A 23,084-nucleotide genomic window follows, 5' to 3' on the forward strand; every position below is an offset into this window, starting at 1 on the left:
CGAAACATCCTGTCGTTCACTACGCCGAGCACCCGACTTGCATTACACTGCCCGGCGTACACTCCTTAACCAACTGATGAGATGACCGTGCTCAAAGCACTCAAAAAAATATTCGGTAAAAGCGAGGCTGAGCCGCTCGCGCCAGCATCCATCGCACCTGTGAGCAACCCCGGCCCGCGAACCGACGCGCAACAGTCTGGCCGTGCTGCTCCTGCTCCTGTTCCAGCCGCTGCGCCGGTGAGCACTCCTGACGCACAACCTGCTGCTGAACAACCACGCCTCGAAAAACCAAAAGCTGCAAAACCACGGCGTGAAGTAGCGCCCAAGCCACCGGTCATTCCATGGAAACTCGAAGATTTTGCGGTCGAGCCACAAGAAGGCAAAGTCCGGTTCCACGATTTCAAGCTCACCCCCGAGCTGATGCACGCCATTCAAGACCTGGGCTTTCCGTACTGCACGCCGATCCAGGCTGAAGTGCTGGGCTATACCCTGAGCGGTCGCGACGCCATTGGCCGCGCCCAGACCGGTACGGGTAAAACCGCTGCATTCCTGATCTCGATCATCAGCCAGCTGACCCAGACCCCGCCGCCCAAAGAACGTTACATGGGCGAGCCGCGCGCACTGATCATCGCGCCGACCCGCGAGCTGGTGGTGCAAATCGCCAAGGACGCCGCCGACCTGACCAAATACACCGACCTCAACGTCATGACGTTCGTGGGCGGTATGGACTTCGACAAGCAGCTCAAGCAGCTTGAAGCGCGTCATTGCGACATCCTGGTCGCCACGCCGGGCCGCCTGCTGGACTTCAACCAGCGCGGCGAAGTGCATCTGGACATGGTCGAGGTGATGGTGCTCGACGAAGCCGACCGCATGCTGGATATGGGCTTCATCCCGCAAGTACGTCAGATCATTCGTCAAACGCCGCCGAAAGCCGAGCGCCAGACGCTGCTGTTCTCTGCGACCTTTACCGAGGACGTGATGAACCTGGCCAAGCAATGGACCACCGACCCTGCCATCGTCGAAATCGAGGCGGTCAATGTCGCCAGCGACATGGTTGAGCAGCACGTGTATGCCGTTGCCGGTGCCGACAAGTACAAACTGTTGTTCAATCTGGTGAACGACAATGGCTGGGAGCGGGTCATCGTCTTCGCCAACCGCAAGGACGAAGTACGCCGCATTGAGGAACGCCTGGTGCGTGATGGCATCAACGCCGCCCAACTGTCGGGTGACGTGCCGCAGCACAAACGTATCAAGACCCTCGAAGGCTTTCGCGAAGGCAAGATTCGCGTACTGGTGGCCACCGACGTGGCAGGACGCGGGATTCACATTGACGGCATCAGCCATGTGATCAACTTCACCCTGCCCGAAATGCCCGACGACTACGTACACCGCATTGGTCGTACTGGCCGTGCAGGCGCCAGCGGCGTTTCCATCAGCTTTGCCGGTGAGGACGACTCGTATCAACTGCCGTCGATCGAAGCCTTGCTGGGCCGCAAAATCAGCTGCGAAACACCACCGACCGAACTGCTGCGCCCTGTTGTACGGGCCGTGCGCAAGCCCCACGATCCGGCGTCAATCGCCTAGGTAGCGCAATTGTAGTCGCTGCCGAAGGCTGCGATGGAGATCCTGGGGTCTTCAAGAAACGGGTTGCTACGCAACCCTTCGCAGCCTTCGGCAGCGACTACTTCCAGCGATCCGCCGCCGCTTCATCGCTGGCCCGCCCTTCAACCCAGCGCGGGCCGTCATTGGTCTGTTCTTTTTTCCAGAACGGGGCACGGGTCTTCAGGTAGTCCATCACAAATGCACAGGCATCAAATGCCGCCTGGCGATGGGCACTCGCCACACCTACAAACACAATGGGCTCACCCGGCTCCAGCGCTCCCACCCGGTGCAGCACTTCAAGCCTGAGCAAGGGCCAACGCTGCCCGGCCTCATTCATGATGTTGGTCAGCGCCTTTTCAGTCATCCCCGGATAGTGCTCCAGAAACATCCCCGCCACGTCACGCCCGTCATTGAAGTCGCGCACATAACCGACAAAACTCACCACCGCCCCCACGCCCATATTGGCCGCGTGCAACGCGTTGACTTCGGCGCCCGGGTCAAAGGCTGCCGCTTGCACCCGAATCGCCATGTTCAGCCTCCGGTCACAGGCGGAAAGAACGCGACTTCATCGCCATCTGCCACCCCTTCATCCAGCTTGCACAGCTCCTCGTTGCGCGCACACATCAGGTTGGACTCAGCCAATACCTGCCAGGCACCCCCGCGTTGCGTCAGGTGCGCGCGCAACGCGTCGATGGAGGTGAATTCACCTTCCACTGATTCGCCATCCAGCCCCAGGGCTTCACGGTAGCGGGCAAAAAACACCACGTTGAGCTTCATGACAGGTCAGCCTGAAAGTGCCCGCTCTTGCCGCCGAGCTTTTCCAGCACACCCACGTTTTCGATGGTCATGCCGCGATCCACGGCCTTGCACATGTCATAGATCGTCAGTGCCGCAACGCTGGCGGCAGTCAGGGCTTCCATCTCGACACCGGTCTGCCCGGACAATTTGCAACGCGCCACGATCAAAACGGCATCGCTGCCACGGGCGCTGAGTTCAACCTTGACGCTGGTGAGCATCAGGGGGTGGCACAGCGGGATCAAATCCGAGGTTTTCTTCGCCGCCTGTATCCCGGCAATGCGCGCCACCGCGAACACATCACCCTTGGGGTGACCACCACTGACGATCATTTCCAGGGTTTCAGGGCGCATGCGCACCACCGCTTGTGCCACGGCCTCACGGGAAGTCACTGCTTTATCGGTGACATCGACCATGTTGGCGCGGCCTTGGGAATCTAAGTGTGTCAGCACAGGGGGTACTCCAGACAGGAGACTCGATTGTAAACCCGAGTTTCAGTGGAAGGCCATCGACCCCGCGAATACCGCGCATCAGAACATCGAATTGGCCGCCCACGACCATTCGCCGTACAACGGTTGAAACTCTGGAGAAGCCCTTATGCCACTTTTTATAGCCATTACCCTGAGCCTGCTGGCCGGTGCTGCGGTGCCCCTGCAGGCAGGCAGCAACGCACGACTGGGCCTGATGCTGGGGCATCCCTTTTGGGCCACCGTGATCTCATTGCTGGTGAGTGGTATCGCGATTGCGCTGGTGATGCTGATCGTCAAAGTGCCACGGCCCAACCTCGAGGCCTTGATCACCGGTCCCTGGTGGATCTGGCTGGGCGGGCTGGCCGGGGTGTTTTACATCACGGTGGCTCTGATCACCGTACCGCGACTGGGTGCGCTGAATTTCATCATGGCAGTGGTAGTGAGCCAGCTGATCATTTCACTGCTCATCGATTATTTCGGACTGCTGGGCTTGCCTAAAAACACACCTGGCCTGCAAAAACTGCTCGGGGTCAGCGTGGTGCTGGCAGGGTTTTTCATTGCATCACGGGGCTGAGGACGGGCTCACCTGCCTGATCAGATCTCGCAGCCAGCGATGGGCCGGGTCTTCATTGAAACGTTGATGCCAGACCTGCACATAGTTGAACGGCGCCACCGTCATGGGCGGCGCCCGCGCTATCAGGGTGTCGCCATATGACAGGTTGTCCAGCGTACGAGTGGCCACCGTGAGAATCAGGTCAGTGTCGGCAATCATCCCTGGCGCCGCGCCCCAATGAGGGACGTTGACCGCAACCCGTCGATGCAGGCCCTGGGCGCGCAATACGTTGTCGACCTCGCCCTGTGTGTTGCCATCCGTCGACACCAACAGGTGCGGGCGAGCCAGATAACTCTCCAGATCGAGCACGGCATTGTCCGCAAGCGAGCGACGATCGAGCAGGCACGTGAAGGTTTCTTCAAACAGCACATCGCTGGAAACATCCGCCGGCAACCCCGCAAAAACCCCCAGGGCCAGGTCGATCTTGCCTTGTTCGATCTGCTCCAGCATGCCCAGGCGGCTGTCCTGGACCACCACAAGCGAGGTATCAGGGGCCTTGGCCCGCAATTGCACCAGCAATTTGGGCAACACAATAGCGGCGCCGTAATCGGACATCGCCACGCGAAAGGTGCGCTGTGAGTCGGCCGGCACAAAATCGATGGACTGGCCGAGCAGCGCTTCGATCTGCCCAAGGATCGCCTTGAGCGGTGCCTGAAGATTTTGCGCCAACGCGCTCAGCACCACGTCGTTGCCCTGACGAATCAACAACGGATCATCGAGCAACACCCTGAGTTTGCTCAGCGAATGACTGATGGCTGGCTGACTCAGGTGCAAACGGACACCGGTGCGGGTCACGTGTTTTTCCGTGAGCAGCGCATCGAGCACCACCAGCAGATTCAAATCAATATTGCGCAGTAACACCCCGACGCTCCTGTCTTGGTCAACTCCAGGGCAGCGCTGCATTACCAGATTCAACAAGACCCAAGGGCCCGGCGCGCAACCTCCGCCAGCTTACCTTACAAACCGGGTTACCAGACATGTAGCCAAAACAACGGTGGGAGCGGGCTTGCTCGCGATGAAGACGGCGCGGTGCAATCTGAAACACCGGCCACTTTCATCGCGAGCAAGCCCGCTCCCACCTTCAAACGGTTACAAATGAGATTCGGCGTATTCGGCCAGAATCGAACGTGGCACCCCTTGCAGCGCGATGTGCACGCCGTTGGGGAAGTCTTTGAAACGCTCCGTCAGGTAGGTCAGCCCCGAACTGGTGGCTGACAGGTACGGTGTATCGATCTGTGCCAGGTTGCCCAGGCACACCACTTTGGAACCGGCGCCCGCACGGGTGATGATGGTTTTCATCTGGTGCGGTGTCAGGTTTTGACACTCATCGATCAAAATCAGGCTTTGCTGGAAGCTGCGACCGCGAATGTAGTTCAGGGATTTGAACTGCAACGGCACTTTACTCAGGATGTAGTCGACGCTGCCGTGGGTGTTTTCGTCATCCATGTGCAGAGCTTCGAGGTTGTCGGTAATGGCCCCCAGCCAAGGTTCCATTTTCTCGGCTTCGGTGCCTGGCAAAAAGCCGATTTCCTGATCCAGGCCCTGCACGCTGCGGGTACAGATAATCCGCCGGTAGCGCTTGCTGACCATGGTTTGTTCAATCGCCGCCGCCAGCGCCAGGATGGTCTTGCCCGAACCCGCCGCACCCGACAGGTTGACCAGATGAATATCCGGGTCAAGCAAGGCAAACAGCGCCAGCCCCTGGTAAATATCCCGTGGTTTCAAACCCCAGGCTTCCTGATGCAGCAACGGCTCCTGATGCATGTCCAGAATCAGCAACTGGTCCTTGCGCACCTCTTTGATCCAGCCGACAAAGCCCTGCTCATCGATGATGAATTCATTGATATGCACCGCCGGCAGGTTTTCGTTCATCTGCACCTGATGCCAGGTACGGCCATGCCCCTGACGGGTTTCGACTTTGTTGACCCGGTCCCAGAAAGAGCCGGTCATGGTGTGATAACCGCGCGACAACATCGACACGTCGTCAACCAGTTGGTCGGTGCTGTAATCCTCGGACTCGATCCCGCAAGCCCGGGCCTTGAGGCGCATGTTGATGTCTTTGGTGACCAGCACCACGCGCAACTTCGGCTCACGGGCGTGCAGGTCAATCAACTGGTTGATGATGATGTTGTCGTTGAGGTTTTCAGGCAACAGCGCGTTGGGTTCCCGGCGCTTGCTCATCATGATCGACAGAAAGCCCTTGGGTGCGCCTTTGCCTCGCTGGATCGGCACACCCTTTTCGACATCCTCAGGGCTGGCAACCCCCAACAACTGGTCAATCAAACGGATGGCCTGACGGCACTCGGCTGCCACCAGTAACTTGCCGGTCTTGAGCTTGTCGAGTTCTTCGAGCACCGTCATCGGGATCGCGACGTGGTGTTCCTCGAAGTTAAGCAGTGCGTTTGGATCGTGAATCAGAACATTGGTATCGAGTACATAAAGGATTGGCTGGTTGGAAGAAGGAGTGCGTCCGTGATCATCCATACTCGGTCACCTTTGTGGGAGCCAGTCGACGCAATACCACAACAGTGCTGCGCCTCGAAGTGACTGCCGTATACCCTGCCCGATGGGTCTTGGAAGACGCCACCTGTGTCGCAGGTTTCGGCCGTCTGTCTTCGTAATACTCCTAAATGTGTGACAAAAAAAAGCTTTTTTAGCGATAACACACTTTATTTTTTTGAGTGACGAATCGCCTTGGCGAATGCCTTAAGCAGGGCTAAAGTCATATATTAACTGCATGTTTCTACAGCACTTCGCAGTCTTCCCAACCCAGCCCGCTCTGTGCCGTCGCCTTGAGTAACCAGGGCAACGCGGTACGAATTTTGTCCTGGGTGTCGTGAAACTTGATCACGCCATGACGCCACAGCAGCATCAGACTCAACACCCGCTGTGCCGACTCCTCGCCACTCAGGTTGGCCGCCATGTCCTGGGCATCAATATCCCACAGCGACACCTGCAAGCCCTGCCTCTGGAAAAACGCCCCGCTATCTGCCCGCCGCTGCCCGTAGGGCGGGCGAAACTGTGCCAGATAGTTGTGCGGCACAACCTGCTTGACCAGGGCAACGCTGCGTAAAATCGAGTCCTGCCACTCTTGCCAATGACTGTGGGAGCGATACTCCCAGCCCTGCACACCCACGCACTGACCCTTGTACAGCGCTTGCAGCGCCCGCTCACCGCCTTTGTCCAGTCGTACTTGCAGGCTGTTGCCCAACACAAAAAACCTCGCACTCAGGGACTGCTTGCGCAAGTAGTCGGTCAACCAGTCGGTGGTACCCGGCAATTGGGAGGGACCACTGTCGAAGGTCAGTACAAACAGCCGATCATGCATCCCGACGCCGTTACTTTCCTGCTCGCCGAACAGCTCGATTTCACTGCTGATTTGCGGGAACAGCGCGGCCTTGCGCAGTTGCTCATCCAGATAACGCCGGTGAAACTCACGGCTTGGCTCAGCCCAGGCCGCATAAAACGAGTCATCGGCCACTGCAAACTTGCCCGCCTGCTCGCGCAAGCTGTCCATGCCGTCAACGTAATAGCAAAACGAGGCATCCTGATCACAGCTTTGCTGGGCAACGTTGTAGTTGGCCAACAGCCGCTGCCACATCCGCTTGCGCACATGATTGATGGCATCCTGGTTGATGTTTTTCAGACCCAGGCGCTGTTTGAGTGCGCTTTCATCCAGCACCTCGCTGGCCAGCAAGGCATGGGCGAAGGCAAGAATTTCGGCCCTTGAGGCCACATCGAACAAGGCCGGGCTGATCAACTGCTCGGGCCAGGCGCTGCGACCCAGCGTCGCCGGTTCATTGGGTGCTGCAACGGCCCCCAGGCACACCAGCCAGGCCGAGAAAAAAAGAGCAATGCGCACGGGTCAATCTCCCTGTGAAAACTGGCAGCACTATAGCGGCTACAGGATTTTGTATTTGCCCTCTATCAACGTCATAGGTGGAGTCAAACCGCCCAACCCCCTAGAATCCCCCGACGCTAAAAGGAGACGAACTCATGCTGATGGTGATTTCACCCGCTAAAACCCTCGATTACGAAACGCCGCCCGCCACAGCACGTTTCACCCAGCCACAGTATCTGGACCACTCCCAGGAACTGATCGAACAATTGCGCGAACTGAGCCCGCAACAGATTGGCGAGCTGATGCACTTGTCCGACAAGCTTTCGGGCCTCAATGCGGCGCGCTTCGGCAGCTGGACTCCCGCCTTCACCCCCGAAAATGCCAAGCAGGCACTGCTGGCCTTCAAGGGTGATGTGTACACCGGCCTCAATGCCGTCGACTTCAGCGAAGCGGATTTTGACTACGCGCAAACCCATCTGCGCATGCTCTCCGGGCTGTATGGCCTGCTGCGCCCGCTGGACCTGATGATGCCGTATCGCCTGGAGATGGGCACCAGGCTGGCCAATGCCCGGGGCAAGGATTTGTACGCGTTCTGGGGCACGCAAATCAGCGAATGGCTCAACGAGGCCCTGGCCGAACAGGGCGATGACGTCGTGCTCAACCTGGCGTCCAACGAGTATTTCTCGGCGGTCAAAAAGTCGGCTTTGAACGCACGCATCATCAATACCGAGTTCAAGGATCTGAAAAACGGCCAGCACAAGATCATCAGCTTTTATGCGAAAAAAGCCCGCGGCATGATGAGCCGGTTTGTGATCAAGGAGCGCATCAACAACCCGGATCACCTCAAGCAGTTCGATGAGCAGGGCTATCGCTTTAGCGCTGAACAGTCCAAGCCTGATCTGTTGGTGTTTTTGCGCGACCACGCCCCACAATGACGGACGCGGTGCAGCCAGCCAATGCTGACTGCACCCGCCTCACTGACGTCACTGCAAACCGTAGTGAACATTCATGTAACTTGAGTAATGTTTCATGCGGTCATTCACATAACTGGCAGGCAAGTTATTGAATACTTTTTCCTTGCCCGACTTCATGTACAACATGCCCCGATATTTATCTTCAATTGAAAACAACTGTTCAAAGAGCGGCGACTTGCCTGTTCGGCTCCGGGCTTTGGCGTTGTCATCATATTCCTTGATTAGTTTTCTACGCTTATCGCTGACACCTCCCGTGATCGCTAACACAGGGAACGACATTTCGCTGTTGCCCTTCAATGTTGCATCATCCAATCGAAACGCAGGATCCGCGTCCCTGCCTGCTGTTTCTGCCGTATTGCCTATTCTGAATTCCCCGACATCGGCGGTATGCACCATGGGAAAGTTTGGCCACGGATCAACAATCACCAGTTTTTCATCGCTCATCTGGCGACGGTCGCCGATCACTACAAAAGCATGATCAACGCCCTGAGCATTAACGCGAAATACCGGTTGCTCGGTTTTGGTGCTGGCCAGCAGGCTAAAGGCAATTTCCGAGTGTTCACCGCAATTACCGGTCCGGCATTGAATATAAGCGCTCGTACCCTGTTTAAACTGACGCTGCTGGAGAAAGTCTGCCGGATCCCTGCGTGATCGCCACAAATCAACAAATTGATTGGGCGAACCTTCAATCAACAGGGTTTTAGTGATCAGGTTAGTCGCATGCCCCTGTTTGAAAGAGTTGTACATTTCAGAACTCAACTCTCGTGTCTTGCTGCTGGGTTTTACTTCGCCCCGACCGGCATCATGTACCTTCCAGGCAGGCTTGACCTGCGGCCCCTCAAGGTCGATCGCTTTCTTTTGCTCTTTGGTCAAGTTACTGACGTCAATGCGTACGGCACCATCACCGTCCATGAAGGTTATCGGGTTGCCTCCAACAAACGCATAGATATTAGGCCCATCCAGATAACCCTTGGGATCAGGGTTGACCCATCGCTGTAGCCAGGGCATGTAATAGCGAAGCCCGTAATAATAAAGCCCCGTTGCATCCCGCTCCTTGCCCGAGTAACACAACGTGCGATAGCTGCTTTCGCTCGAATCTCCTCTCTCACTGAACGCCGTGGTGCCAAACGGATGATAGGTTTCGCGACTGACAACCTTGGCCTGGCTGTCCAGTTCAAGGGTGCAAGAGCCCAGAAGATCGCCAAGAGAGTAGCGATATTGTCGATTGGCTAGCCCTTTGGGGGGTGAGTCTTTCCAGTGCAACACCTGCACACTGTTGCGACCCGCCTGCGCGCTGATCACGTACAAGGTTTCGCCGGTGGCGTTGTTGATGCGAACTTCCAGCCCCGGCAGATAGCGAGTCTCGCTGATGACGGTACGGACATTGGTTTGTACCGAACGGATCTTGCGCTGACGCAAGCCGTCAACATCGGCGTTTTTCAAGGTACTTGTCGCGTCAACCATCCAACTATGCCGCTCTTTTCTCGGCCTGCTGCTCCCGATCCGGGTTCAGCATCACCGTCCCTATTGGCTCCCAGTTACGCGTCTGACCTGACCAGCGTTCCGGGCTTTTCTTCCGAGCTCGTTCGTACAGGTCATGCCGCCGAGCCAGGATCTGATGATCCAACCCACGATGGCGCTCTGACGGCGTGACGAAGCGGATCCGGCTATGCCGATGCTCGTTGTTATACCAGCGCATAAAATCCCTCACCCAGACCCGTGCGGCATCCAGGCTGGCGAAGCCTGCCTGCGGCCATTGCGGGCAATATTTCAGCGTTCTAAACAGTGACTCCGAGTACGGATTGTCATTGCTCACTCGCGGCCGACCACGGGACGGCGTAATGCCCAGGTCGTACATCTTGCTCAACAGCGTCAGCGATTTCATCGGTGCTCCATTGTCCGAGTGCAGCACCAGCGGCTCGTATAAACACTGCTCGCCGATCACGCTGCGCTGCAGCAGCGCAGCGGCTTTTTCGCCGCTTTCTTCTTCGTAAACTTCCCAGCCCACGGCCTTGCGGCTGTAAATATCCTCGATCAAATACAGGTAGTAATACTTGCCCCGTATCGGCGACGGCAAGTACGTGATGTCCCACGACCACACCTGGTTGGGCGCTTGCGCAGCGTGCGTTGTCGGTGCTGCGTAGCGCCGGGGACGCTGGCTACGGCCTCGATGCTGTTGCTGGCCCGCCGCTCGCAAGATGCGATAAAACGTGGCCTCCGACGCCAGATAACGTGCTTCGTCAGCCAGACGCGGAACGATCTGGCTCGGAGGCAGATGGGCGTATGCCGGGCTGTTGCACAGCGTCACGATGGCTTGCCGCTCGATCTCGCTCAAGGCATTACGCGGCGTAGGCCGCACGGTGGTCGTGCGGGCATCGGCTTGAAGCACCTGCGTTTCGGTCCACCGTTGCAAGGTTCTGAGCGACAGCCCTACCTCTCGGCATGCCAGGACTTTTCGGGCTCCGGCCACCACTGCTTCGACCAGCCAAGCTACGAGCAACTGCCGTTCCGGCAAAGAGGTCAGTTGTCCTCGCTGTCGATCCCCCAGTAATCGTTGAGCTTTTTTCGCAGCACCAACAGCGCGGCGGTTTCGGCCAGCGCCTTGTCTTTGCGGCGCAGTTCACGCTCAAGTTCCTGGATGCGTTTCTTGTCTTTACGCGCTTGTTCGCGGTCGTCTTTTTGCTGGGACTTTTCAGACTTTTGGCCGCTGATAAATGACTGTCGCCAGGTGGCGATCTGTTCGGGATAAAGTCCTTTGCGGCGGCAATATTCTCCCAGGTCGATTTCGGCCAAACCGGCGGCTTCAAGGACAATGGCGAACTTGGTTTCGGCTGACCAGTTCTGGGATGACGGCTTGGTTTCGGACACTACATTCCCTTCGGATCTGAACTGTTTGCGCCAGTTGGACAAAGACATTTCGCTGACCCCTTCGCGCCGGGAAACCTCGGCCATCGTCAGGCTCAGCGGGGGAAGCAGCATCTTGAGCAATGCGGCTCTACGTTCAGATGAATAATACGGCACGACCAGTCTCTTTCCGCCCCCGATATGCTTTTTCAGGAAAAATCGGAGAGGCGACAACTATCCTGACACCGGGGGACATCGTAAATATAATGCTCGCGGTCATCGAGTCCCGACTCGCGCTCAACCGGTCTGACTTCGCTTAGCTGATTGCGCAGATTCCACCCCAGAGCCCGCGCATTATCCAGAGATCGCAGATTGCCGCACGGATCAAAACCTGCCTCAATCTCGTCTTGCGTGGGTGCCTGTCCATTGTGTTCGGCCAGGCACCGATTGCTGTATTTTCCAGCTGTCAGCACGCGCCCATGCCTTTGCGGCCCCTTGTGAACCAGTTCCAGTAAATTGCCTCCCCCGTCGTAACGGTAGGCTTGATGGTATGAGGCCACTGCCTGAGGATCCGCAATCTGGTCTGGCCCACGGTTGTCACTTCCGGCCTCCCACCCCGTGGCCTCGACCAGTTGGTAAAGGCTGTCGTAGGTGTAGTGGTTGATCGGCTCGATGCGCTGGTTGGCGAAATGACGAACCGCCAAGGCCTTGTCCTCGATACTCAGGATATTGCCGACCGGGTCATGGACGTAGTTCAAATCCTGCAAGGGTTGTTGCTGTGGCAGGCTGGCGTACAGACGTAAAAGCCGGCCTGTTCGAGGCGCGTAATCAAACAGGCTGACAACACCATTGCCAGCGGTTTGACCCGTGACCTCACCTTGGGCGTTGTAATGAATATCGCGCACCAGCACTTTCGGCTCGGCCTCCTTGAGGCGCAACCGGGTCTGGCGCAGCTGACCGTCCACGTTGTGATCAAACTGCTGCTGGTTGCCCTGGGCATCGGTTTGCATCACAAGCTCACCCAAGGCGTTGAAGACCATCCGCGTGGTGGCGCCCTCCCCGGACTCAAGCAGCTCATCGCGATCACTCAGTGGCTCTGGCCAGTGCGGCGGCTCCAGCGCCCGCAAAAAATACTGTTGTTGTGCAAGCAACGCCCCTTTGATTGAGAAGTGACTGAAATGACAGGTGCCTGCCGAGCTATCGAGGCGGATTACCTGGCCATACTGGTTACGCCCGGCAAAAGCCCCATCCGCCGCGCCGTACACGTAACGCGCAATGCAGGATTCAGAGCTGTTCAACGCCTGTTCAAAAACAGCCGTGGGACGCAGTAATTCGTCGTACTCGACCTTTTGCTGACTCCAGCGCCCGTCCCAACTGTGCAGCACCTGCCCGAGCTCACCGGTCAGATTGACCCGCACACCGGCATCCACGCTGCGCGAGGTCAACAGCACTCCCGACAGGGAATACATATTCTCAAGGTTGCTCGGGGTCGATGGATCCTCTGCCCGCGACGCCCATAACCGCGGATCCCATTGCGCCGCAGCCCTGCCCACTGCATCGAACTTGATTCGACTGACACGCGCCTCCGCAACCGTGCTGCTGGCAGCACTGCAATAAGCGACCGAGCGCACCGTCCGGCCTTGCGGGTCCGAAACAGCCAGGGTGGGCGTATAACGATCCTGATCCAACATCATCACTACTCGCAGGCGGGAAGTTATCGACAGTTAATCCTCGGGGCTGCCGCGCTGCGACTGTCAACTATGACAGTTACGACTAACGGCATTGCCCCGGCTCAGGTAAGGTTGTGAGTTAAATCGTCCGTAAACCCGGACCTGGGCCTAAACTGGGTAGTGAGCCTGGGCGAATCCGCTACGCGTCCACAGTCGTATAACGAGACCTTGCAATGCTTATCGGCGTGTTACTGATCATCACCTGGCTTGTCCTGCTGCTGCGCTATCCGGCCAAGGCCTTGCCGGTTTCGTTGGCGGCAGTGTTCGGGCTTGCGGTAGTCGCAGCCTCGGTAGCGTGGCTGGACAGCCGCGAAAATGCGCAACTGGCACGCCTGGAGCTGCGTATCGTCTATGACCCCGCGCAATGCCCGGCAGACCGGCCATTGCAGCTGACCCTGAAAAACAGCAATGACGTACCACTGGTCGAACTCGGCTGGCGCATTGCTGCCTATGCTCCGGGCGATACCGTCAACCTTGCCGACAACCTCTATACCGCCCCTCGCTACCGCGGCCCCGGAGAACTGCAGGCGGGTGCAAGCTGGCAGGATTGCTTGCCGATGCCGCCCCTGCGTGCCGGTTATCGTCCACAAACCCTGGAATTCCGGGCCGAACGCCTGCAGGGCAGTTTTTCCAACTAAGGATTTTTCCATGCTGCGTGTTTTGATCACCGGTTGCTCCAGTGGTATTGGTCGCGCCCTGGCCGACGCCTTCAAGGCGGCGGGTCATGAGGTGTGGGCCAGCGCCCGCAAGCCTGAAGATGTGGCCCGACTGGCAGCGGCGGGATTTAACGCGGTCCTGCTGGACGTGAACGACCCTCAGGCGCTGGCACAGCTGGCCGAACGCCTGACACGAGACGGTGGCGGGCTGGACGTACTGATCAATAACGCAGGTTTCGGCGCCATGGGTCCGTTGCTCGATGGCGGCGTCGAGGGCTTGCAACAGCAGTTTGAAACCAATGTGTTTTCAGTGGTCGGTGTCACCCGCGCCCTGTTTGCGGCGCTACGCCGTAGCAAGGGCCTGGTGGTCAATATCGGCAGTGTCTCCGGTGTACTGGTGACCCCGTTTGCGGGAGCCTATTGCGCCTCAAAAGCCGCCGTTCATGCATTGAGCGATGCCCTGCGCATGGAGCTGGCACCTTTTGCCATTCGCGTACTGGAAGTGCAGCCTGGCGCTATCGACACCCACTTTGCCAAAAATGCCAGTGCCCAGGCCGAACAGTTAATCGACCAGCAGTCCGCCTGGTGGCCCGTGCGTGAGGGTATTCGCGCCCGGGCAAAAGCCTCGCAAGACAACCCCACCCCGGTAACAGACTTCGCTCAAGCGGTGCTCAAGGCCGTACAAAAACCTTCCCCGCCGATAGTGCTGCGTTACGGCAATGGCAGCCGTGCCATGCCGTTGCTGGCGGCACTGGTGCCCCGCAGGCTGCTGCACAAAATCCTGATGAAGCGCTTTGGGCTGAACGCATCGTTGTGATGTCCAGGCACTTGTGGGAGCGAAACCACGTTCAAGCATGGGCCTTCATGAAATCGATAAATACCCGCACTTTCAGCGGTAGATGACGGGTGTCAGGGTAAAGCGCATAAACCCCCTGGCGGGTCAGTTGCCAGCCGGGCAGCAGCCGCACCAGTCGCCCGGCCCGCAAGTCCTCCTCGACCAGCCAGTCGGGCAAGATCGCCACACCCTGCCCCGTCAAGGCAAAAGCCTGCAGTACCGATGAGTTTTGCGCTTTGATCCGCGCCCGCGAAGGGTTGGGCTGGTAAGGCCTGACCAGGCCACTGCTCAACTCGGTAATGTTCAATTCCCCTACCCGGCCATGCTCCAGCCACAGCGTTTGCTCCAGGGCCTGCACGCTGTTGATGGGCGCCACGCTGGCGACAAAGGACGGGGACGCCACGGGCACAATCTCGAACGTACTCAACTGCACGGCACGATGACTGGAATCAAGAACCCGGCCCAGTCTCAAGGCCACATCGAAACGCTCCGAGATAAGATCCGCGTGGGTCGACGATGTCGACAAATGCACATTGAGATCGGGGTGCACGGTGCGAAACAGCTCAAGCGCCGGCACGACCTTGGCCAGCGCATACTCCACCGTGGTGGTGATACGCAGGGTGCCCTTGAGTTGGGTGTGTTCGCTGCGGGCTTCGTCAATCGCCAGCCTGGCCGCCTGCAGCATGCTCAGGCAATGCACATAGAAACGCTCACCGGCCTCGGTGAGGGCCAGCCTTCGGGTGTTGCGCGTCAGCAAGGTCACACCCAGTTCGGCCTCGAGCCGCTTGATATTGAAACTGACCACAGCACGGGTTTGTCCCAGCAGATCTGCGGCCGCCGTCAGCGAACCAGCCTCGACAACGGCTTTGAAGGTGTCGAATCGATCGAGGCTAACCATGCAACATCCCACCTATTGTCAAAATATTTTTGACAATCTAGCAGCGAGCGGACGGTTCCTCCACACGCAAAAGCTGCTTACTGTGCGGCCTCCAGTCAAGGAGCCTACCATGGCCTACCGCAACAAAATCGCAGGGGTGTATCTACTGGGCTTTGCGCTGGACCTGGTCAACATGTTCGCCGCCTCGATTGCCTACCCGGACATCAGCCAGGAGCTGCAGGCTTCAGTCACTCAGCTGGCGTGGATCGGCAATGCCTACATGCTCGGGCTGATCCTGATCATCGTGCCCAGTGTCTGGCTGACACAGCGGGTGGGGGAAAAACGCCTGATCGTACTTTCCCTGCTGCTGTTCAGTGTGGCGTCGTGGTGCGTGGCCCGGGCGGCTTCGATCGAGGCACTGATTGGCTGGCGCCTGCTTCAGGGGCTCGGTGGCGGACTGCTGATACCGGTCGGTCAGGCCATGGCCTATCGGCACTTTCCGATCCGTGACCGAGCGCGCCTGACCTCGGTGATCTTGCTGGTAGCCCTGCTGGTGCCCGCACTCTCGCCAGCTCTGGGGGGCTGGATGGTCGAAGCGATGTCCTGGCGCTGGGTGTTTTACGCCAATCTGCCGCTGGCCCTGCTCACCCTGCTGCTGGCCGGTTATTGGCTAAAATCCGAACCACGCCTGCAAAACCCGCCTCCTCTGGATTATCAACGTGTCCGGGCGGGTGCCATCGGCATGGGCCGCTTGCTCAAAGGTCCGTTGCTGCAAGTGGCGATGCTTGCCTACCTGTTTATTCCCGGCATTTTTATCGGCACGCAACTGGTGAGTATTTTGTATTTGCACCAACTGGGTTTCAGCGCCACGCAAACCGGTGCGCTGATGCTGCCCTGGGCGCTGGCGTCGGCGCTGGGCATTACATTGAGCCGTTACCAGTTCAACCGCCTTGGCCCCGAACCCTTGTTGCTGCTGGGCATGAGCGCACAAGCCGTGGGCATTGCCCTGTTGATCCAGATCGATGCTTCCAGCACCTGGCTGCCAATGGCGCTGTACGCACTGATGGGATTTGGCGGCAGCCTGAGCAGCAGTACCGCGCAGAACACGGCATTTATCGACATCTCGCCCGAGCACATGGGTCATGCCAGCGCACTCTTCAATATCAACCGTCAGTTGAGTTTTCTGCTTGGCCCGGCGCTGATGATGGCCCTGTTTGGTGCATTGACCGCGATCACCTCGACGCACCACGCCTTTGCCCTATGCTTTGCCATCGGGTGCGCATTGACGCTGGTGCCGCTTATTCCCGTTCTACGCCTCGATACACCCCGCGTGCTTGCCTTGCTCGCACCCTGACCTGGAGATCCTGATGACTGATTATGCGAGCTACTTCGACCTTGTAACCGAAACCCACGTCGAGATTGAAGGCTGGTTTTCCGGGCTGGAGCCCGGCGTGTTGCCAGTTCTACTGGGACGTTTTTCGCCGCAGTTTTCGATGATTGCACCCAGCGGCACAGTGCTGGATATCGATGGCGTTGAAGCACTGTTTGAACAACTGCGCGGTGCGCGCCCGGGCCTGAACATCACCCTAAGCGAGTTCAAGGGTATTGCCCTGCACGCGGGCGGTGCAGTGGTCAGTTACCGCGAGCTGCAGGAAGAGCATAACGGCAACCGCACCGACCGCCGCGCCACCGTAGTATTCGAAAAAGACGCCAGCGGCAAGGTACTGTGGCGGCATTTGCACGAGACGTTTTGCGCGGTTTGAACCCCGGTCTCGATCGTGTGGGAGCGGGCTTGCTCGCGATGCAGTCACTGCGCAGTTTCAGTTAAACCGCGTCGTGGCCATCGCGGGCAAGCCCGCTCCCACATTACTCGGCCTTGCCCTGATCCACGATCACCGTACACGTCGTACCCGCTGCCAGCAGGAAACCTTCCGGGATTTCATCGATGTGGATGCGCACCGGCACCCGCTGCGCCAGGCGCACCCAGTTGAACGTAGGGTTTACGTCCGCCACCAGTTCACGGCTCTCGGGGTTGTCGCGGTCGTAGATGCCGCGGGAGATGCTCTCGACGTGGCCTTTCAACACTTCACCGCTCATCATTTGCAGATCGGCTTTGTCGCCCACGCGGATGTGCGGCAGCTTGGTTTCTTCAAAAAAGCCATACACCCAGAACGAATCCTGGTCGATCACGGCCATTTTCGGATCCCCCACCCGTGCATAGTCACCGCGATGCACATTGAGGTTAGTCACATAGCCGTCGACGGTGGCCAACACTTTGGTGCGCTTGAGATCGAGCTGCGCAGCGTCCAGTTGAGCCAGGGCGTGCTGATAATCGGCCAGGGCCGAGTCGGCGATGTTGCTGGCGTCGTCACGGTTTTCGCGGGAGATCACCAGACTGTCCATGTCGGCCCGGCGATGGGCGTTGACCTTGCGCATTTCCCAGGTCGCCTTGCGGGATGCCACCAGGGACTGTGCCTGCCTGACCACGATCTGGTAATGCTCGGGGTCGATTTCCAGCAGCACGTCGCCCTTTTTCACCCACTGGTTATCCTTGACCGGCACGCCGACCACATAGCCGTTGACGTCGGCCGCAACGTTGATGATATCGGCCCGCACCCGTCCATCACGGGTCCACGGGGTGTTCATGTAATGTTCCCACAGGGTTCGGCCGATCCATATCGCAAGGGCCAAAACCAGCAAGGTGGCGAGCAGGCTGAAGAACTTTTTCATCGGATCGGTCTCAACGGTAAACAGTGAGCGCCATGGCGCCAAAAAGACAGGCAAACAGGCTCAAACGCAGCAGCGCCGGGTGCCAGAAGAAGCGGTACAGGTCGTAGCCGGAAAACAGTCGGTCAAAGCCCCATGCCAACCCCGCCGCGATAAAAAACATCAGGGTCATGGTGGGCATGTAGACGCCGTGGAAGGCGATTTCACGAGGCATGTTCTAGTCCTTGCGGCTGGGCGTAGGCGGCCAGCGGCGATTGCGGGTCGAGCAGTGAAGTACGGATAAAGTGCAGGTAGCTTTGCACCCGGACCAGCGCCGAGGTGTCGAAGTTGCGGGCAAACGGTTCGTCGGTGGATTGCACCCGGCCAATGGCGTGGTCGACGGCAATCAGCGCACGCTCCAGGTTGCTCTCGCTGGGGGCGATAAACAGCCGGACCAGTGCCCGGCCCATCACCCGAATGGCCTGACGCCACGGCTGGGCCGGGGCGTAAGCCGGGTGAACCGGCAAAATCGCCTGCTCTTTACGCAACTCGATAATCGCGTGGCCGACTTCCAGCACCACAAACATCCAGCGCAACAGTTCACGCTGTACCTGGGGTTTGCCGGCGGCCAGGCCATAGGCCTGGTGCATCAGGTCGCGGGTACGACTTTCCAGGCTGGAGCTCAGGCCACGCAACTTGCCGCTGATGGCGTACACCACTTGCTCGCGCAGGTCCTGCTCCAGACGGCTCCACAACCAACGGCTGTTGGGCGGCAAAATAATTGCCCCCGCAGCAGCGCAGACCAGCATGCCCAGCACCATTGCGATGTAGTCATTGATGAACTGGTACGGGTTGTAGATCGTCAGGTTGTCGGGGACCGAACCGATGCTGAAAAAAATCAGCAGGCCCAGGCCGACCCCGGCGTAATTGGCCCGCGAAGTCAGGAACGAACCAAAAACAATCACCGGCGTCAGCACCAGGCACAGCAGCGGGAAGCCGTCGATGTTGGGGAGTACGAAGAACATTTCGACAAAACCCACCAGCGCCCCGATAAAGGTGCCGCAAGCCATCTGAAACGCCATGCGCTTGGGGTTTGGCGTGGCGGCAGACAAGCCCACGGTGGCGGCAGCGACCAGGGTCATGGTGGCGCCGCTGGGCCAGGCGGTCATTACCCAGTAGGTGCCGAGCACCACCAGAATGAACGCGGCCCTGATCCCCGAGGCAGCGGCAGACCACCAGTTGGTTTGCGAGATAAAGGGCTGATCCCAGCGCTCCCGTTCGTGGGTGTGATCGGCCAGCGAGGCGTGGGTCAGTGCATAGTTGTGCAAGTCATCGACAAAACGGAACAACAGCTCGTAAGCCGTATTGAAGTCCAGAAGGTCCGATGAGCCGGGCTCACTTTCCAGGAACTTCACCCGCAGTGCACGGACGTGCCCCGGCAGGCTCGCCTTGAACACATCCAGTTGCTCGGCCAGCAAGGCCGCATCTTTATCGGTCATCGAGCGACCGGAGTAGGTGTCGAGCAATTGAGCGAGCATTTCCAGCTCGGGCTCAATGGCCGACACCACGTCCACCACGCCACGGCTGCGCAAACGTGCGAGCAACTGGTGCAGGGCATTGAAGCGCGTGGTGATGGCCATGAACTCGCTGTTCAGGCGGCTCAGGCGGCCACTGCGACGACGCATGTGCGGGTCTTCAAACACCGTTACGCTGCGCATGCCTTCCAGCCCTACGCTCTCAGCGATAAAGCGCACATTACTGGCTTCATAAGCCTCCTGGGAGGACTGGCCGCGCAAGCCTTCGGCAACGAAACCGGCGAACACACCAAAGCGCTTATACAGCGCGTCATGCATGGCCGCGCCTGCGGTTTTAGGCAAAATGGCAGCGCTGACCACCGTGGCACACAGGATGCCCAGCGAGATCTCGAGCACCCGCCACACCGCAGCCATGAAGGCCCCTTCAGGATGCGCCAGCGCAGGCAGGCCAACCATAGCCGCGGTGTAGCCGGCCAGCACAAAACCATAGGCGCGAAAGTTGCGGCAACGGGCTGCACCGGCCGAGCAGATACCTACCCAGATCGCCATCGCACCGAGAAACAACACGGTGTTTTGTGCAAATAAGGCGATCAGCGCGACCATCACTGCCGAGCCGGTCAGGGTGCCCAAAAACCGGTAAAAGCTTTTGGCGAACACCTGGCCACTTTGCGGCTGCATCACGATAAACACGGTGATCATCGCCGTGCGCGGTTGCGGCAGCTCAAGACGCATGGCCAGCCACAGGGTCAGGAAGGCCGCGACCAGCACTTTGAAAATATGCACCCAGGTCACGCCATCACTGCGTGCCCAGTCAAAAAAGCCACGGCGCCATTCCAGGGAATACAGCCAGCGTACCGGGGCGGGCAAGTGGTTCATCTACAGGCTCTCAAAATGGCCATCGGGGGGTTAGTGATTGAACAGCGCCATGACGGCCGGGGGTTTGTCGGGGACATAGCGATCATCCCTGGGGACATCAAAACCTGCCCCAAGGCCGCCACCCAGAGCAGTTACCAGCTCGGCATGGGCACTCAGGCGGGCCGCCTGGACCTGCTGCTCGATCTGCTGCTGCTTGAACAGCAGGGTTTGGGCATTCAGTACGTTGAGGTAGTCGGTCAGCCCGCGCTGGAACGCGACCACGGCGATGTCATAGGTTTTCTGTGCCACTTGCACCGACTCGGCGGCGAAGACCTGCTGTTTTTCCATCGATTCGCGCTTGATCAACTGATCTGAAATACCCTTGAGCGCTGTCACCAGCGTCTGGTTGTACTTGGCCACGGCCATGTCGTAACCACCGGACGCCACGCCCAGTTCCGAGCGCAGACGGCCGCCGTCAAAAATCGGCAGCGAAATCGCCGGACCGACGTTGTAGTTGAGTTTCTTGCCGGTCAAAAAGCCCAGCGCGCTCCCCCCGGTGGCCATGAAACCGATGCTGCCAACCAGGTCCACGTTGGGGTAGAAGCCGGCATGGGCGACATCGATGCCTCGGGCCTGCGCCGCCACTTCCCAGCGGCTGGCGACCACGTCCGGACGTTGGCCCAGCAATTGCGCAGGCAAGGCCGATGGCAGCTTGAGTGCCGTGTTCAAGGCAAGGGTCGGACGTTTCAGCCGTGCGCCCTCGCCCGGACCTTTGCCGGCCAGCGCCGCCAACTGGTTGCGGGTCAGGGCGATTTCTTCTTCCCGGGCGTCAATCTGGCGATGGATCTCGGGCAGCGGCGCTTGCGCCTGACTGACTTCAAAATGTGTACCGATGCCGCCGTCCAGACGCTTTTGCGCCAGATCGAGGATCTGCTCCTGCTGATGCAGGGTCGATTCGATGATGTCGAGCTGGGCGTAATGCAGGGACAGCTGGATATAGGCGCGAACCACATTGTTCTGCAGTTCGAGCTGGGCCTGACGGGCCTCTGCTGCACTCATGTGCGCCATGTCCAGGGCCTGCTCGGTGGCATTGCTTTCACGGCCCCACAGGTCCAGCGCAAAGCTGAAGCCCAGTGCGGCGTTGTTGTCCCAGGTCGTGGAGTTGTCCAGCGCGCCGGGGCCATAGAACTGGTCCGACGGCCAGTTGTGCCGCTTGAGGGTCGACTCACCGTTGATTTGCAATGACTCGGCCGACTCGGCAACCCCCGCCATCGCCCTGGCCTGGCGTACTCGGGCAGCAGCCATTGCCAGGGTTGGACTACCCTGAACAGCCAGACTGACCCACTCATCCAGTTGCGGGTCGCCGTAAGCGTGCCACCATTGGGCTTTGGGCCAGTTTGCGTCTTTCGCGGCGCTTTGAATCGCCTCGTCGGTGGCCAGGGCATTGGCTGGCAACATCGTGCCCTTGGGCGCAATACCACCAAAACCGATGCAGCCATTTAATGCTAACGATAAAGCCAGAACACTGAGGGCTTTAAGCTCTCTGCTGATGCGACGCTGCACTGCTGCAAATTCCTGAAAAGGAGGGGGGGGTTCTTGAGATAGAGAAGTCTATGGCTTGGCAGGCACCACGATAAGCGGGCATAAATGTGAATCTTTATTACCGTTCTTGGGATAATCCGTTAGTCGAATGAAAACCGGCCAGTAATGTCCGAAACTTCATGTCACAATTTGTTGATGTGTAATCGGTTGCTGTCCCCTATATCGCCCCTTGAGAGCACTTCATGGACACTTTGCAAAACATGCGCGCCTTCAGTTGCGTGGCCGAAGCCGGAAGTTTCACGGCTGCTGCCGTCATGCTGGACACAACCACTGCCAACGTCTCGCGCGCGGTCTCCAACCTTGAGGCCCACCTGCAAACACGTCTGCTTAACCGCACCACCCGCCGCATCGCCCTGACCGAAGCCGGCAAACGTTACTTGCTGCGCTGCGAGCAAATCCTGGCTTACGTCGAAGAAGCCGAAGCCGAGGCCAGCGACGCCCACTCGCGCCCTGCCGGCCAGTTGAAAGTGCATACCATGACCGGTATCGGCCAGCACTTTGTGATCGACGCCATTGCCCGCTATCGCAAGACTCACCCGGATGTGACCTTCGACCTGACCTTGGCCAATCGCGTGCCGGACTTGCTCAATGAGGGTTACGACGTCTCCATCGTGCTGGCCAGTGAGTTACCGGATTCGGGCTTTGTGTCCCAACGCCTGGGCATCACCTACAGCATCGTCTGCGCATCGCCCGGTTACGTGAAAGCCAACGGCACCGCAACCACACCCAGTGACCTGCTCAACCACGCCTGCCTGCGCCTGGTCAGCCCGGTGATTGCACTGGACAAATGGGTGTTCGAAGGGCCGGAAGGCCAGGAAATGGTCCTGATCAACTCCTCGCCGTTTCTGGTCAACTCAGCCGATGCGATGAAAACCGCGATCACCAGCGGCATGGGTGTGGGCGTATTGCCGGTCTATGCCGCCATCGAGGGCCTGCGCAACGGCACACTGGTGCGCATGCTGCCCAAGTACCGCTCCCAGGAACTGAACCTGTACGCCATCTACCCGTCGCGCCAGTACCTGGATGCCAAGATCAAGACCTGGGTCGAGTACTTGCGCGGCTCGCTGCCGGAAATTTTGACCGCACACCAGACTGAGCTGACCACCTACAGCTAACCCTGTAGACGCTGCCGGGGGCTGCGAGAGGATC

The 23,084-nt window shown here is 58.8% G+C and carries 22 protein-coding genes; 8 read left to right on the plus strand and 14 right to left on the minus strand.

Features of this window, described 5'->3' with window-relative positions:
- Positions 1 to 81: 81 nt before the first annotated feature.
- Positions 82 to 1,584: an ATP-dependent RNA helicase RhlB gene (rhlB, locus tag VSQ83_RS19070; protein WP_219261661.1), complete on the plus strand. Its 1,503-nt coding sequence runs from the start codon at positions 82 to 84 to the stop codon at positions 1,582 to 1,584.
- Between the two features lie 97 nt (positions 1,585 to 1,681).
- On the opposite strand, the gene moaE is transcribed toward rhlB, so the two are convergent.
- Genes moaE through moaC form a run of 3 tightly spaced genes read right to left on the minus strand, consistent with a single transcriptional unit; the run spans position 1,682 to position 2,849 of the window.
- On the minus strand, positions 1,682 to 2,131 hold the full coding sequence (moaE, locus tag VSQ83_RS19075) for a molybdopterin synthase catalytic subunit MoaE (RefSeq protein ID WP_326427331.1): 450 nt from the start codon (positions 2,129 to 2,131) through the stop codon (positions 1,682 to 1,684).
- Between the two features lie 2 nt (positions 2,132 to 2,133).
- Positions 2,134 to 2,379, minus strand: coding sequence for a MoaD/ThiS family protein (locus tag VSQ83_RS19080; protein WP_326397400.1), 246 nt, complete (start codon positions 2,377 to 2,379; stop codon positions 2,134 to 2,136).
- Entirely contained in the window at positions 2,376 to 2,849 is a 474-nt protein-coding gene (gene moaC, locus VSQ83_RS19085) for a cyclic pyranopterin monophosphate synthase MoaC (protein ID WP_133076300.1), read from the minus strand. Before moaC ends, VSQ83_RS19080 begins: the two co-directional genes overlap by 4 nt.
- A gap of 145 nt (positions 2,850 to 2,994) precedes the next feature.
- On the opposite strand from moaC, the gene VSQ83_RS19090 reads away from it, so the two are divergent.
- A complete protein-coding gene (locus VSQ83_RS19090) occupies positions 2,995 to 3,441 on the plus strand; it encodes a DMT family transporter (RefSeq protein WP_326427332.1) in 447 nt (148 codons plus the stop codon).
- On the opposite strand, the gene VSQ83_RS19095 is transcribed toward VSQ83_RS19090, so the two are convergent.
- The 3 genes from VSQ83_RS19095 to VSQ83_RS19105 all read right to left on the minus strand — a co-directional run bounded on the left by VSQ83_RS19095 (position 3,430) and on the right by VSQ83_RS19105 (position 7,342).
- Positions 3,430 to 4,341, minus strand: coding sequence for a LysR family transcriptional regulator (locus VSQ83_RS19095; RefSeq protein ID WP_219261662.1), 912 nt, complete (start codon positions 4,339 to 4,341; stop codon positions 3,430 to 3,432). The two genes, VSQ83_RS19090 and VSQ83_RS19095, sit on opposite strands and share 12 nt — an antisense overlap.
- 228 nt (positions 4,342 to 4,569) lie before the next feature.
- Entirely contained in the window at positions 4,570 to 5,964 is a 1,395-nt protein-coding gene (locus VSQ83_RS19100) for a PhoH family protein (RefSeq protein ID WP_133076304.1), read from the minus strand.
- A gap of 259 nt (positions 5,965 to 6,223) precedes the next feature.
- Positions 6,224 to 7,342 (minus strand): polysaccharide deacetylase family protein, encoded by a 1,119-nt coding sequence (locus VSQ83_RS19105; RefSeq protein WP_326427334.1) that lies wholly within the window; start codon positions 7,340 to 7,342, stop codon positions 6,224 to 6,226.
- A 134-nt stretch (positions 7,343 to 7,476) separates the two neighbouring features.
- Here VSQ83_RS19105 and yaaA point away from each other — a divergent pair, with 134 nt between their 5' ends.
- Complete coding sequence (gene yaaA, locus VSQ83_RS19110) at positions 7,477 to 8,256, plus strand: peroxide stress protein YaaA (RefSeq protein WP_326427335.1); 780 nt, start codon at positions 7,477 to 7,479, stop codon at positions 8,254 to 8,256.
- Between the two features lie 48 nt (positions 8,257 to 8,304).
- Here yaaA and VSQ83_RS26825 read toward each other — a convergent pair whose 3' ends face one another.
- From VSQ83_RS26825 to VSQ83_RS19125, 3 genes are all read right to left on the minus strand, one after another.
- The gene (locus tag VSQ83_RS26825; protein WP_442800240.1) at positions 8,305 to 9,738 is read right to left on the minus strand and encodes an RHS repeat domain-containing protein; all 1,434 of its coding nucleotides are present in this window, start codon (positions 9,736 to 9,738) and stop codon (positions 8,305 to 8,307) included.
- Between the two features lie 25 nt (positions 9,739 to 9,763).
- Positions 9,764 to 11,316 (minus strand): IS3 family transposase gene (locus VSQ83_RS19120; RefSeq protein WP_326397640.1). Its coding sequence is split into 2 segments (ribosomal slippage): positions 9,764 to 10,854 and positions 10,854 to 11,316, totalling 1,554 coding nucleotides; the frame shifts between segments, so codons are not numbered across the junction.
- Positions 11,317 to 11,348: 32 nt separating this feature from the next.
- Positions 11,349 to 12,833 (minus strand): RHS repeat domain-containing protein, encoded by a 1,485-nt coding sequence (locus tag VSQ83_RS19125; protein WP_326427337.1) that lies wholly within the window; start codon positions 12,831 to 12,833, stop codon positions 11,349 to 11,351.
- A gap of 209 nt (positions 12,834 to 13,042) precedes the next feature.
- On the opposite strand from VSQ83_RS19125, the gene VSQ83_RS19130 reads away from it, so the two are divergent.
- Together VSQ83_RS19130 and VSQ83_RS19135 are read left to right on the plus strand one after the other, a co-directional pair.
- Positions 13,043 to 13,507, plus strand: coding sequence for a multidrug transporter (locus VSQ83_RS19130; RefSeq protein WP_133076308.1), 465 nt, complete (start codon positions 13,043 to 13,045; stop codon positions 13,505 to 13,507).
- A gap of 10 nt (positions 13,508 to 13,517) precedes the next feature.
- Positions 13,518 to 14,342, plus strand: a complete 825-nt coding sequence (locus VSQ83_RS19135; RefSeq protein ID WP_133076309.1) for an SDR family oxidoreductase — start codon at positions 13,518 to 13,520, stop codon at positions 14,340 to 14,342.
- Positions 14,343 to 14,373: 31 nt separating this feature from the next.
- On the opposite strand, the gene VSQ83_RS19140 is transcribed toward VSQ83_RS19135, so the two are convergent.
- On the minus strand, positions 14,374 to 15,258 hold the full coding sequence (locus VSQ83_RS19140) for a LysR family transcriptional regulator (protein WP_219261666.1): 885 nt from the start codon (positions 15,256 to 15,258) through the stop codon (positions 14,374 to 14,376).
- 109 nt (positions 15,259 to 15,367) lie between these two features.
- On the opposite strand from VSQ83_RS19140, the gene VSQ83_RS19145 reads away from it, so the two are divergent.
- Both VSQ83_RS19145 and VSQ83_RS19150 read left to right on the plus strand, forming a co-directional pair.
- Positions 15,368 to 16,591: an MFS transporter gene (locus tag VSQ83_RS19145; protein WP_326427339.1), complete on the plus strand. Its 1,224-nt coding sequence runs from the start codon at positions 15,368 to 15,370 to the stop codon at positions 16,589 to 16,591.
- 13 nt (positions 16,592 to 16,604) lie between these two features.
- On the plus strand, positions 16,605 to 17,000 hold the full coding sequence (locus tag VSQ83_RS19150; protein WP_133076312.1) for a DUF4440 domain-containing protein: 396 nt from the start codon (positions 16,605 to 16,607) through the stop codon (positions 16,998 to 17,000).
- 103 nt (positions 17,001 to 17,103) lie between these two features.
- Here the strand turns inward: VSQ83_RS19150 and VSQ83_RS19155 are convergent, their stop codons facing one another.
- From VSQ83_RS19155 to VSQ83_RS19170, 4 genes are read right to left on the minus strand one after another with little or no spacing between them, the layout of a single operon-like run.
- Entirely contained in the window at positions 17,104 to 17,967 is an 864-nt protein-coding gene (locus tag VSQ83_RS19155) for an efflux RND transporter periplasmic adaptor subunit (RefSeq protein WP_133076313.1), read from the minus strand.
- 10 nt (positions 17,968 to 17,977) lie between these two features.
- Positions 17,978 to 18,178: a DUF1656 domain-containing protein gene (locus tag VSQ83_RS19160; protein WP_016781859.1), complete on the minus strand. Its 201-nt coding sequence runs from the start codon at positions 18,176 to 18,178 to the stop codon at positions 17,978 to 17,980.
- Positions 18,168 to 20,354, minus strand: coding sequence for an FUSC family protein (locus VSQ83_RS19165; protein WP_133076314.1), 2,187 nt, complete (start codon positions 20,352 to 20,354; stop codon positions 18,168 to 18,170). The genes VSQ83_RS19160 and VSQ83_RS19165 overlap by 11 nt, the downstream gene beginning before the upstream one ends.
- A 30-nt stretch (positions 20,355 to 20,384) precedes the next feature.
- A complete protein-coding gene (locus VSQ83_RS19170; protein ID WP_133076315.1) occupies positions 20,385 to 21,896 on the minus strand; it encodes an efflux transporter outer membrane subunit in 1,512 nt (503 codons plus the stop codon).
- 221 nt (positions 21,897 to 22,117) lie between these two features.
- Between VSQ83_RS19170 and VSQ83_RS19175 the strand changes: the two genes are divergently transcribed.
- The gene (locus tag VSQ83_RS19175; RefSeq protein ID WP_133076316.1) at positions 22,118 to 23,050 is read left to right on the plus strand and encodes a LysR family transcriptional regulator; all 933 of its coding nucleotides are present in this window, start codon (positions 22,118 to 22,120) and stop codon (positions 23,048 to 23,050) included.
- The last annotated feature ends 34 nt before the right edge of the window (positions 23,051 to 23,084 follow it).

The organism is Pseudomonas sp. DSV-1, from assembly GCF_035830915.1.
Classification (GTDB): Bacteria; Pseudomonadota; Gammaproteobacteria; order Pseudomonadales; family Pseudomonadaceae; genus Aquipseudomonas.

Excerpts from the sequence above, each read along its gene's own strand:
- rhlB (WP_219261661.1), top strand. The coding sequence starts at position 82 with ATGACCGTGCTCAAAGCACTCAAAAAAATATTCGGTAAAAGCGAGGCT.
- moaE (WP_326427331.1), bottom strand. The coding sequence starts at position 2,131 with ATGGCGATTCGGGTGCAAGCGGCAGCCTTTGACCCGGGCGCCGAAGTC.
- VSQ83_RS19080 (WP_326397400.1), bottom strand. The coding sequence starts at position 2,379 with ATGAAGCTCAACGTGGTGTTTTTTGCCCGCTACCGTGAAGCCCTGGGG.
- VSQ83_RS19090 (WP_326427332.1), top strand. The coding sequence starts at position 2,995 with ATGCCACTTTTTATAGCCATTACCCTGAGCCTGCTGGCCGGTGCTGCG.
- VSQ83_RS19100 (WP_133076304.1), bottom strand. The coding sequence starts at position 5,964 with ATGGATGATCACGGACGCACTCCTTCTTCCAACCAGCCAATCCTTTAT.
- yaaA (WP_326427335.1), top strand. The coding sequence starts at position 7,477 with ATGCTGATGGTGATTTCACCCGCTAAAACCCTCGATTACGAAACGCCG.
- VSQ83_RS19125 (WP_326427337.1), bottom strand. The coding sequence starts at position 12,833 with ATGATGTTGGATCAGGATCGTTATACGCCCACCCTGGCTGTTTCGGAC.
- VSQ83_RS19130 (WP_133076308.1), top strand. The coding sequence starts at position 13,043 with ATGCTTATCGGCGTGTTACTGATCATCACCTGGCTTGTCCTGCTGCTG.
- VSQ83_RS19135 (WP_133076309.1), top strand. The coding sequence starts at position 13,518 with ATGCTGCGTGTTTTGATCACCGGTTGCTCCAGTGGTATTGGTCGCGCC.
- VSQ83_RS19140 (WP_219261666.1), bottom strand. The coding sequence starts at position 15,258 with ATGGTTAGCCTCGATCGATTCGACACCTTCAAAGCCGTTGTCGAGGCT.
- VSQ83_RS19145 (WP_326427339.1), top strand. The coding sequence starts at position 15,368 with ATGGCCTACCGCAACAAAATCGCAGGGGTGTATCTACTGGGCTTTGCG.
- VSQ83_RS19150 (WP_133076312.1), top strand. The coding sequence starts at position 16,605 with ATGACTGATTATGCGAGCTACTTCGACCTTGTAACCGAAACCCACGTC.
- VSQ83_RS19155 (WP_133076313.1), bottom strand. The coding sequence starts at position 17,967 with ATGAAAAAGTTCTTCAGCCTGCTCGCCACCTTGCTGGTTTTGGCCCTT.
- VSQ83_RS19160 (WP_016781859.1), bottom strand. The coding sequence starts at position 18,178 with ATGCCTCGTGAAATCGCCTTCCACGGCGTCTACATGCCCACCATGACC.
- VSQ83_RS19165 (WP_133076314.1), bottom strand. The coding sequence starts at position 20,354 with ATGAACCACTTGCCCGCCCCGGTACGCTGGCTGTATTCCCTGGAATGG.
- VSQ83_RS19175 (WP_133076316.1), top strand. The coding sequence starts at position 22,118 with ATGGACACTTTGCAAAACATGCGCGCCTTCAGTTGCGTGGCCGAAGCC.